Source organism: Allobosea sp. CER48 (assembly GCF_044752385.1).
In the GTDB taxonomy this organism is placed as follows: domain Bacteria; phylum Pseudomonadota; class Alphaproteobacteria; order Rhizobiales; family Beijerinckiaceae; genus Allobosea.
In genome coordinates this window covers 1-9,852 of the sequence record NZ_JBIWYK010000070.1, presented here as the reverse complement: position 1 = coordinate 9,852, position 9,852 = coordinate 1, and the positions used below count along the sequence as shown (strand labels likewise).

The following is a 9,852-nucleotide window of genomic DNA, read 5'->3' as shown; positions in this document are numbered from 1 at the left end:
GCGAGCAAGCGCGAGATTGCAGCGATGCAATCGGGGCGAAGCCGTTACCTCACTCCGCCTTCGCCGGCCCGACCCTGTCGGCCATGGCGGCGCCACGCTGGCCGAGCGGCTTCGGCTTGCCGCTTGTCGTGTCATGCGCCGTCTGATGCTCGAGCTCGGCGTTGAGCTCGGCACCGGCGAGCACGATGGTCGCCGAGAGCCAGAGCCAGGTCATGAAGACCACCACGGTGGCAAGCGAGCCATAGGCGGCGGTGTAATTGCCGAGCGTGCTGACATACCAGGAGAAGGCATAGGACGCCCCACCCCAGAGCAGGGCGGCGGCGATGGCGCCCGGCATCACCCAGACGAAGCGCATGCGTTCGCGGCTCGGACCGATCCAGTAGAGCACCGCGATCGAGAGCGTTGCCAGGACGAAGAAGGAGGGCCAGCGCACCAGGCGGATCAGTCGCTCCAGCTCGGAGTGGAACGGAAAGAGCGCGGTCACCACCGGCAAGCTGGCGATCGCGATCAGCGCTGCAACCAGCAGCACCACGCCGCTGATCGTCGTGAACAGCGAGATTGCGTTGAGCTTCAGGAAGGAGCGCTTCTCCTGCTCGCGATAGATGATGTTGAGCGCGTCGAAGATCGCCTTCACCGCCGCATTGGCCGACCAGGCCGCAACGAGCAGGCTGACGTAGAACGTCAGCGACAGACCGACTCCGGATTGGGTCGAAAGCCGGATCGCCTGCTCGTGGATCAGTTCCCGCGCTGCCTGCGGGAACATGGTCGTCACCGTATCGAGCTGCTCGGCGATGGTCGCGGGATCGGTGAAATAGCGGTAGATCGTGACCAGCAGCGACAGCGCCGGCACCAGCGACAGCAGCGTGAAGAAGGCGACTGCCCCGGCCAGCGATGTCAGGCGGTTGTCGGCGACATTGCCGACGAAGCGCAGGAGCACGTCCTTCCAGCCGAGCCAGGGCATCTGCCAGGGCGAGCGCGCCAGGCGCCCGCGCGCGGCCTCCTGCCGACGCCGGTCGCGATGATTGGAGAAGGCCCCCGACAGATAACCGAGCACGACGCCGAGCCCGGCCGCACCCGTGATCCGCTTGAGGAATGCCATATCGGGATTCGCGCTCCACCCTGCCTCGCCGCAGCTTGCGGGGAACCGCGCTCGGCCGCAATCGTTCCCGCGAAGCGACGCTGCGGGGCCGGCTTAGCCGATTGTTAACCTTAATGCTTCGTTATGGCCGGGCACGCCCGCTCATCCGGGCGCATTCCATGTCCTTCGGAAAGCCCGATGTCGAAGCTCAGATACGCCCTGGCAGCCTGCGCAGCATTGCTCACCGGAGCGGCCGGCGCGGCCGATCTGCGAGGCGTCGCACTGCCGCCGGCGCCCGAGCTGCCGGCGTTCTATTCCTGGACCGGCGCCTATGCAGGCGTTCAGGGCGGCTATTCCTGGGGCAGCAACCGCGTGCGGATCGGCGCCCCGACGGGCCCCTATACGCCGACGAGCTTCCGCATCGACGACGATTCCGCCTTCGGCGGCGCCCAGGCCGGCTTCAACTACCAGTTCGGCAGCATCGTGCTCGGCGTCGAGGGCGATGTCGAAGCCGTCAATAGCCGCAGTCGTTTCGAAGGCGTGGGCCTCGCCGGCCGCGTCAGCCAGGATTGGCAGGGCTCGGCGCGCCTGCGCATCGGCTACGCCTTCGACCGGCTGATGATCTACGGCACCGGCGGCGCCTCCTTCACCGAATACGAGCGGCGGGTCTTCGGCCCTGCCGGCTTCGGGGAACGCCTGACCAGCGCCCGGACAGGCTGGAACCTCGGCGCGGGCGTCAACTTCGCCTTCACCGACAACGTCATCCTCGGCGTCGAATATCGCTACACCGATTTCGGGCGGAACCGTTTCGCGAGCTCGGGCACCTTTCCCGGCCTGACCGGCGACCAGGATTTCACGGCGCACAGCGCGCGCGCCAGCATCGCCTACAAGTTCTGAGGCGCTAGAACCCAGTGCGTTGGCGGATAGCGGCGGCCAGGGTGCCGTCGTCGAGATAGTCGAGCTCGCCGCCGACCGGCACGCCATGGGCGAGCTTCGTCACCTTCACCGGCAGATGCGCCAGCATGTCGGTGATGAAATGCGCGGTGGTCTGGCCATCGACGGTCGCGCTGAGCGCGAGGATGATCTCCTTCACGGCCGGTTCGGAGGCCCGCGCCACCAGCGCATCGAGCGTCAGGTGCTCGGGCCTGATGCCGTCAAGCGCCGAGAGCACGCCGCCGAGGACGTGATAGCGCCCGGAGACGGCGCCCGAACGCTCCAGCGCCCAGAGGTCGGAAATATCGGCGACCACGACGATCAGGCTGTCGTCGCGGCGCGGATCGGTGCAGAGGCCGCAGGGATCGCTGGTATCGACATTGCCGCAGCGCGAGCAGACCACGATGCGCTCGCGCGCCACCGCCATCGCCTCCGAGAGCGGGCCGAGCAGCTGCTCGCGCTTCTTGACGAGATGCAACGCCGCACGCCTGGCCGAGCGCGGCCCCAGCCCCGGCAGCTTGGCCAGGAGCTGGATCAATCTTTCGATCTCGGGACCGGCGATCGCTCGGGACATGGCGCTATCTCGTCATTCCGGACCGGCCTTGGCCGAAGCCGGAAACCACGACCGGGTGGGTGCAGCGGGACGCCGCGCCACGGCCGGGCCGGGCCGGCCCGGCCGTAGGCACCGGGTTCTTCGCCTTGCGAAGCCCCGAAACGACATCCATGGGTTCGCCAAGAGCTCAGAACAGCTTCATGCCGGGCGGGATCGGCAGGCCCTTTGTGATCTCGGCCATGCGCTCCTGCATGACGCGCTCGCCGCGGGTCCGGGCATCGTTGGCGGCAGCCACGATCAGGTCCTCGAGGATCTCGCGCTCGTCCGGCACCATCAGGCTGGGGTCGATCTTCACGCCCTTGAGCGCACCCTTCGCCGTCATCGCGACCGTGACCATGCCGCCGCCCGCCGTGCCCTCGACCTCGATGGTGTCGAGCTCGGCCTGCATGTCGGCCATCTTCTGCTGCATCGCCTGAGCCTGCTTCATCAGGCCCATCATGTCGCGCATGGGAAATCCTCCTTGAATGATCAGAAATCGATGCCGTCGAAATCGGGCTCGGCATCGTCGAACAGCGGCTCGGCGTCGGGCAGATATTCGTCCTCGGTCGGCATCGCGGCAGCATTCTCGGCCGCGGCGATGGCGCGGGGATCGCGGACATCGACGATGCGCGCGCCGGGAAAGCGCTCCAGCACGGCCTTGACCGAAGGATGGGCCGCGGCGTCGCTTTCGCGCTGGTCCTTGGCTGCCGCCGCCTGCTCGCGCAAAGTGGCGCCGCCCTCCTCGTTGACGACGGCGACCATCCAGGTCTGGTTCGTCCACTCCTTGAGGCGACGCGAGAGGTCCTGAGCCAGCGTGCGCGAGGCGCCCTCGGCAAGCGAGAACTCGATGCGGCCAGGCTCGAAACGGACAAGGCGAATGTCGCGCTCGAGCGCGATCTTCAGGGTGATCTCGCGGTTCTGCGAGGCAAGCGCGACGACGTCCTCGATCGAGGCGACGATCGCGGCCGGGGCAGCCACAGCGCGCGCAACCGCCACCGGGGCCGGATTGGCGCTGGCGAGGATCGGCCGGGCCGCAAGCGCGGTGTTGCCTCCGCCCGACGGCGGGCGCGGCGCACCGTTGCCGTTCCCGGCGGGGGCCGAGCCCATGCCGTCGCGCAGCATCTTGAGGGCTTCATCCGGCGTCGGCAGATCGGCGGCGTGGGCGAGGCGCACCAGCACCATTTCGGCGGCCATCACCGGCCGATCGGCCAGCTTCACCTCGCCGATGCCCTTGAGCAGCATCTGCCAGGTGCGGGCGAGCACGCGGACCGAGAGGCGCTGAGCGAAATCGCCGCCGCGCACGCGCTCGGCCTGGGCGAGGCTGTTGTCCTTCACCGCCTCGGGCACGAGCTTGAGGCGCGTCACGAGATGGGTGAATTCGGCGAGGTCGTTCAGCACCACCACCGGATCGGCGCCGGCATCGTATTGCGAACGCAGCTCGCCCAGAGCCGCCGCGATGTCGCCTTTCATCACCGCCTCGAACAGATCGATGACGCGGGCCCGGTCGGCGAGGCCGAGCATGGAACGGATGTCGTCGAGCGTGATCTGGCCGGCGGCGTGCGCGATGGCCTGGTCGAGGATCGAGAGCGAGTCGCGCACCGAGCCCTCGGCGGCACGGGCGACGGCGGCAAGCGCCTCCTGCTCGGCATCGACGCCCTCGGCCCTGCAGATGCCGGCGAGATGATCGACCAGCACGTCGGCCTCGACGCGGCGCAGGTCGAAGCGCTGGCAGCGCGACAGCACCGTGATCGGGACCTTGCGGATCTCGGTCGTCGCGAAGATGAACTTCGCGTGCGGAGGCGGCTCCTCCAGCGTCTTCAGGAAGGCGTTGAAGGCGCCGGTCGAGAGCATGTGCACCTCGTCGACGATATAGACCTTGTAGCGCGCGGACACCGGCGCGTAGCGGACGGCGTCGTTGATCTGGCGGATGTTGTCGACGCTGTTGTTCGAGGCCGCGTCGATCTCCATCACGTCGATATGGCGGCCCTCGATGATCTCGCGGCAGTGGATGCCGAACCCGCTGAGATCGGTGGTCGGGCCGCCCTGTCCGTCCGGCGTCTGGAAATTCAGGGCGCGCGCCAGGATGCGGGCGGTCGTCGTCTTGCCGACGCCTCGCACGCCGGTCAGCATCCAGGCCTGCGGGATGCGGCCGGCGGCAAAGGCGTTGGTGAGCGTGCGCACCATCGCTTCCTGGCCGATCAGATCGCCGAAATGGGCGGGCCGGTACTTGCGCGCGAGGACGCGATAGGGCGTCGGTGCGCCGCCCGGCGCCGCCTGCGGCGCAGGCGCCGGATCGAAACCGGCGAATCCCGGTTCGTCAGCAGAGGCGGCGTCGATCTGGTCGGTCATGAGGTCTGGTTTCGCCAATCGGAAGGCGAGGGTCAATGGCGCTTTGCGCGGACATGAATGCAGTGCCGCACCGAACGCCACACCATGCTGATGTCGGCCTGGCGCGGCAGCAGCTCGCGGCACTTTCATGAAGCGCGCGAGGTGGGAGGCTGGACGAAGACCCGTTCGGTCTCGTTAGGGCTGCTTCCTTCCGGACCTGACCCGGTTGGCGAGTGAGACGTCCCTCGCCAACCTCCCGCCCGCTATATCGGGGATGTCGGCCGGAATCGCAAGCCGGCATTGAAAGGCCGCGCAGCTTCGTCGCAGCCGGCGCCAGCTCTGCCAGTTTGGCGTTGACTTGCCGTCGTCCATCCGTCATAAGCCCGCGACCTGCGCAGCCGAGAGGCGGCGCCGACCCTTATCGCATGACAGGCTCGGTTGGCCATGCTTTCCCCGGAAAGCCGCGGCCGTCGTGCTCATAAAGGCCCCGGAGACGGACCGTGAAGAGAACCTATCAACCCAGCAAGCTGGTTCGCAAGCGCCGCCATGGCTATCGCGCCCGCATGGCGACCAAGGGTGGCCGCAAGGTCATCGCTGCTCGCCGCGCGCACGGCCGCAAGCGCCTGTCGGCCTGACAAGCACTGGCGCGTGATCCAAGCGCGCCCGTTCCGGAAGACTGGCCAATCGCCATGCGCCTCGCCCGTCTGACGCAACGCAAAGAATTCCTGGCGGCGGCCGACAACGGCCGCCGTTTTCGTTCGCCTGCCTTCATGGCGCAGGTGCGCGACTGCACGCCCGAGGAAGACCGGGACGGGCTCAGGCTCGGGCTGACCGCCTCGCGCAAGACCGGCAATGCCGTGAAGCGCAACCGCATCCGCCGCCGCCTGCGTGCCGCCGCCGCCCAGGCCCTGCGTGACCAGACCGGCAAACGCTGCGACATCGTGGTCGTTGCCCGTGCCGAAGTGCTCGGCGCAGATTTTCACGCACTCGTGGCCGATCTTTCCATTGCCATCGACCGGGCGAGGCCTCAAAAGCCGCGTGAGAAATTCTCCGCCGACCGGCGCCGCCCGCAACCCAAGCGTGGTTCAGCGCCGCAAGCCTGACCCGACACGTCCTGACCCTGCCGGACCAAGCGAGATCCGTTTCCGATCATGATGAAAGAAGACAACCGCAATCTCCTTCTCGCGATCGTCATGTCCGTGGTCGTGCTGCTCGGCTGGCAGTTCTTCTACGGCGTGCCGCAGATGGAAAAGCAGAAGCAGATCGCGCAGCAGAACCAGCAGGCCCAGAGCCAGCAGGCTCCTGCCGGCTCGTCCGCCCCGGCCCCCGGCGCGCCCGGCCAGCCCGGCACGTCCGCCGCGCCCGGCGCTGCCGCTGCGGCCGCCGTCGGCACGCGCGAGCAGGCACTCGCCGCGAGCCCGCGCGTCCGCATCGACACGCCGAAGATCGCCGGCTCGATCTCGCTCACCGGCGCTCGCATCGACGACGTCTCGCTGAAAGCCTATCGCGAGACCGTCGATCCGAAGAGCCCGCACATCATCCTGCTGTCGCCGCTCGGCGGCCCGAACGCCTATTACTCCGATTTCGGCTGGGTTGCGGCCCCCGGCAGCAATGTCACGCTGCCGAACGCGACCACGGTCTGGACCGCCGACAACGAGGTCCTGACGCCGGCGAAGCCGCTGACGCTGAGCTGGGACAACGGCCAGGGCCTGACCTTCCGGCGCGTGATCAGCGTCGACGACAACGCCATGTTCACGATCCGCGACGAGGTCGAGAACAAGGGCGGCGCTGCGGTTTCGCTCTTCCCCTACGGCCAGATCGTCCGGCAGGGCAAGCCCGCCACGCTCGGCTACTACGTGCTGCACGAGGGTCTCGTCGGCAATCTCGGCGACCAGGGCCTGCAGGAATACACCTACGACAAGATCGACAAGGAGCCCCTGCTCACGCCCGGCACCACCGGCAAGAGCTGGAAGGACGTCGTCGGCGGCTTCGTGGGCATCACAGACAAGTACTGGGCAGCCGCGGTCATTCCCGACCAGCAGCGCAAGTACGAGGGCCGCTACTCCGCGGTCCAGACCGGCACCGGCCATACCTATCAGGCCGACTTCCTCGGCGAAGCCATCGCGATCGCGCCGGGCGCCACCGTCACCTCCAACGCCCGGCTCTTCGCCGGCGCCAAGGAAGTCGCGGCCGTCGACGGCTATGAGAAGAACCTCGGCATCAAGCGCTTCGAGCTGCTGATCGACTGGGGCTGGTTCTATTTCATCACCAAGCCGCTCTTCTTCGTCCTCGACTGGATCTACAAGCACGTCGGCAATTTCGGCGTCGCCATCCTGATCGTCACCGTGCTGCTCAAGGCGCTGTTCTTCCCGCTCGCCAACAAGTCCTACGCCTCGATGGCGAAGATGAAGGCGCTGCAGCCGGAAATGACGGCCATCCGCGAGCGCTATGCCGACGACAAGATGAAGCAGCAGCAGGCTCTGATGGAGCTGTACAAGACGCAGAAGATCAACCCGGTTGCCGGCTGCTGGCCGGTGCTCCTGCAGATCCCGGTGTTCTTCGCGCTCTACAAGATCCTGTTCATCACCATCGAGATGCGGCACGCGCCGTTCTTCGGCTGGATCCACGATCTCGCGGCGCCGGACCCGACGAACCTGTTCAACCTGTTCGGGCTGCTGCCCTTCACGCCGCCGGCCTTCCTGCATCTCGGCGCCTGGCCGATCATCATGGGCATCACGATGTTCATCCAGATGAAGATGAACCCGGAGCCGCCGGATCCGGTGCAGAAGATGATGTTCACCTGGATGCCGGTGTTCTTCACCTTCCTGCTCGGCTCGTTCCCGGCCGGCCTGGTGATCTACTGGAGCTGGAACAACCTGCTCTCGGTCATCCAGCAGGGCTACATCATGCGCAAGAACGGGGTGAAGATCGAACTCTTCGACAACCTCAAGGGCCTGTTCGGCAAGAAGCCGGCAACGGCAGGCGCGGCCGCCGCACCGCCCAAGCCCGCCAACACCAACAAGAAGTGAGTGATCGAAGGGCGGGATTTCCCGCCCTTCGCCTTTTCAGGCCAAGGGCCATATCCGAAATGCCGCTTCCCGACCCGCAGACGCGCCATCCGATTCCCGGCTGGAAAGGCACCGCCTTCCTCAAGGCGGTGGTCGACCATCCGCTGATCGAGGTCGGCGACTACAGCTACTACGACGACTCGCGCGGGCCGGAGCATTTCGTCGCCCGCTGCGTGCGCTATCACTTCGACTTCATCGGCGACCGGCTGATCATCGGGAAATTCGTCGCGATCGCGCAGGCGGCGCAGTTCATCATGAACGGCGCCAACCATCCGATCGGCGGCTTCTCGACATTTCCCTTCCAGATGTTCGGCCTCGGCGATCCCGAGAGCCTGAAGCGCCCCGGCCCGAACAATCGCGGCGACATGGTCATCGGCAACGACGTCTGGATCGGCCGCGAGGCGGTGATCATGCCGGGCGTGACCATCGGCGACGGGGCGATCATCGGCACGCGGGCGCAGGTGACGAAGGACGTGCCACCCTATGCCGTCGTCGCCGGCAATCCCGGCAGGGTCGTCAAGATGCGCTTTCCGCCGGAGATCGTAGCGGAACTGCTGGCGATCCGCTGGTGGGACTGGCAGGCGGATCGGATCGCGCGCCATATCGACGCGATCCAGGGCGCCGATATCGACGCGCTCCGCGCAGCCGTGTAGGCAGGGCATCATGACGACATCGACGACCAAGCCCTATGACGCCGAGGAGATCGAGGCCGCCCGCAAGCTCTTCGAGGGGCCGTGGGACTTCGTCTGGGCCTCGACCAAGATCGACGACCTGCCGCCGATGGTCGGGCAGGAAATCGCCTTCGCCGGGCGCTCGAATGTCGGCAAGTCGAGCCTGATCAACGCGCTGACCCGGCGAAACGCCCTGGCGCGCACCTCGCACACGCCGGGCCGCACCCAGCAGCTCAATTTCTTCCGGCAGGTCGGTCATGACGAGCGGCTGACCATCGTCGACATGCCCGGCTACGGCTATGCCGCCGTCGGCAAGGAGAAGGTCGCGGCCTGGACCAGGCTGATTCACGACTATCTGCGCGGACGCTCGAACCTGATGCGCGTCTACGTGCTGATCGACGCCCGCCACGGCATCAAGGATGTCGACGGCGCCGTGCTGGAGACGCTGGACAAGGCCGCCGTCTCCTACCAGGTCGTGCTGACCAAGGGCGATGCGCTGAAGGAGGCCGACCAGACCTTCATGACGGAGGCGACCTTCGACGAGATCAAGCGCCGTCCGGCCGCGTTCCCCGAGGTACTGCTGACCTCCAGCGAGAAGGGGATGGGCATCCCCGAGTTCCGCGCCGCGATCGGCCGCGTGCTGGCGGAGCGGCAGTGAGGATCGCATGAACGCGACCAAGACCCACCTCACCTTCGCCGCGTTGATGGGGCTTGCAGGCGTCGCGCTGCTTGCCGCAGCGGCCCATGTCACCGGAACGGCCAATGTCCAGACGGCCGGCCAGATGCTGCTGTTCCATGCCTCGGTCGTGATCGGCGCCACCGCCGCGCGCAAGGGCGGGCACCTTCAGGATGTGGCGGCGCGCTTCGCGCTCTCGGCCATCATCTTCGGCGCGGTGCTGTTTTCGGCCGATCTCGCGCGCCGCGGCTTCGCCAACGAGGCGCTGTTCCCGCGCGCCGCCCCGATCGGCGGCTGGTTCATGCTCGGCGGCTGGCTCGGCCTTGCCGGCGCTGCCTTGTTTTCGCGGCGCACCTGAGGCTCGGCAAAGCCCTTCCCGTCGCGCCGTGGCGAGCGCCGCTATCGGATCGCGAAGACGCCGATATCCCTCGACACGCCGCGCAGGCCGACATCGCGCCGCAGCGGCTTCAGTCCGAGTTCGGCGAGCAGCTCGTTGGCGCCGGAGT

Annotated in this window: 11 protein-coding genes and 1 other RNA gene; 7 read left to right on the top strand and 5 right to left on the bottom strand. The window is 67.3% G+C overall.

Translation table 11 applies throughout. The annotated features are described in order from the left end of the window. Window positions 1-49: 49 nt before the first annotated feature. Window positions 50-1,099: a YihY/virulence factor BrkB family protein gene (locus tag ACIPIA_RS04785; RefSeq protein ID WP_400507187.1), complete on the bottom strand. Its 1,050-nt coding sequence runs from the start codon at window positions 1,097-1,099 to the stop codon at window positions 50-52. Window positions 1,100-1,276: 177 nt separating this feature from the next. On the opposite strand from ACIPIA_RS04785, the gene ACIPIA_RS04780 reads away from it, so the two are divergent. Then, window positions 1,277-1,975, top strand: coding sequence for an outer membrane protein (locus ACIPIA_RS04780; protein ID WP_400507185.1), 699 nt, complete (start codon window positions 1,277-1,279; stop codon window positions 1,973-1,975). A gap of 4 nt (window positions 1,976-1,979) precedes the next feature. On the opposite strand, the gene recR is transcribed toward ACIPIA_RS04780, so the two are convergent. The 4 genes from recR to ffs all read right to left on the bottom strand — a co-directional run bounded on the left by recR (window position 1,980) and on the right by ffs (window position 5,189). Then, window positions 1,980-2,585: a recombination mediator RecR gene (gene recR, locus ACIPIA_RS04775; RefSeq protein WP_400507183.1), complete on the bottom strand. Its 606-nt coding sequence runs from the start codon at window positions 2,583-2,585 to the stop codon at window positions 1,980-1,982. 166 nt (window positions 2,586-2,751) lie between these two features. Continuing rightward, the gene (locus ACIPIA_RS04770; RefSeq protein ID WP_400507181.1) at window positions 2,752-3,072 is read right to left on the bottom strand and encodes a YbaB/EbfC family nucleoid-associated protein; all 321 of its coding nucleotides are present in this window, start codon (window positions 3,070-3,072) and stop codon (window positions 2,752-2,754) included. A gap of 20 nt (window positions 3,073-3,092) precedes the next feature. Beyond that, a complete protein-coding gene (locus tag ACIPIA_RS04765) occupies window positions 3,093-4,952 on the bottom strand; it encodes a DNA polymerase III subunit gamma/tau (protein ID WP_400507179.1) in 1,860 nt (619 codons plus the stop codon). A gap of 140 nt (window positions 4,953-5,092) precedes the next feature. Then, window positions 5,093-5,189, bottom strand: an RNA gene (ffs, locus tag ACIPIA_RS04760) — signal recognition particle sRNA small type. Between the two features lie 242 nt (window positions 5,190-5,431). On the opposite strand from ffs, the gene rpmH reads away from it, so the two are divergent. From rpmH to ACIPIA_RS04730, 6 genes are read left to right on the top strand one after another with little or no spacing between them, the layout of a single operon-like run. Next, window positions 5,432-5,566, top strand: a complete 135-nt coding sequence (rpmH, locus tag ACIPIA_RS04755; protein ID WP_038364779.1) for a 50S ribosomal protein L34 — start codon at window positions 5,432-5,434, stop codon at window positions 5,564-5,566. Window positions 5,567-5,620: 54 nt separating this feature from the next. After that, window positions 5,621-6,034 carry a ribonuclease P protein component gene (gene rnpA, locus ACIPIA_RS04750; protein WP_400507177.1) on the top strand — a complete coding sequence of 138 codons (414 nt, stop codon included), beginning with the start codon at window positions 5,621-5,623 and terminating at the stop codon, window positions 6,032-6,034. 51 nt (window positions 6,035-6,085) lie between these two features. Further along, window positions 6,086-7,960, top strand: a complete 1,875-nt coding sequence (yidC, locus tag ACIPIA_RS04745) for a membrane protein insertase YidC (protein WP_400507191.1) — start codon at window positions 6,086-6,088, stop codon at window positions 7,958-7,960. A gap of 50 nt (window positions 7,961-8,010) precedes the next feature. Further along, window positions 8,011-8,652 (top strand): CatB-related O-acetyltransferase, encoded by a 642-nt coding sequence (locus ACIPIA_RS04740; RefSeq protein WP_400507189.1) that lies wholly within the window; start codon window positions 8,011-8,013, stop codon window positions 8,650-8,652. Window positions 8,653-8,662: 10 nt separating this feature from the next. Further along, window positions 8,663-9,328 (top strand): ribosome biogenesis GTP-binding protein YihA/YsxC, encoded by a 666-nt coding sequence (yihA, locus tag ACIPIA_RS04735; protein WP_400507175.1) that lies wholly within the window; start codon window positions 8,663-8,665, stop codon window positions 9,326-9,328. Window positions 9,329-9,335: 7 nt separating this feature from the next. Continuing rightward, the gene (locus ACIPIA_RS04730) at window positions 9,336-9,704 is read left to right on the top strand and encodes a DUF423 domain-containing protein (protein ID WP_400507173.1); all 369 of its coding nucleotides are present in this window, start codon (window positions 9,336-9,338) and stop codon (window positions 9,702-9,704) included. Window positions 9,705-9,852 lie beyond the last annotated feature (148 nt).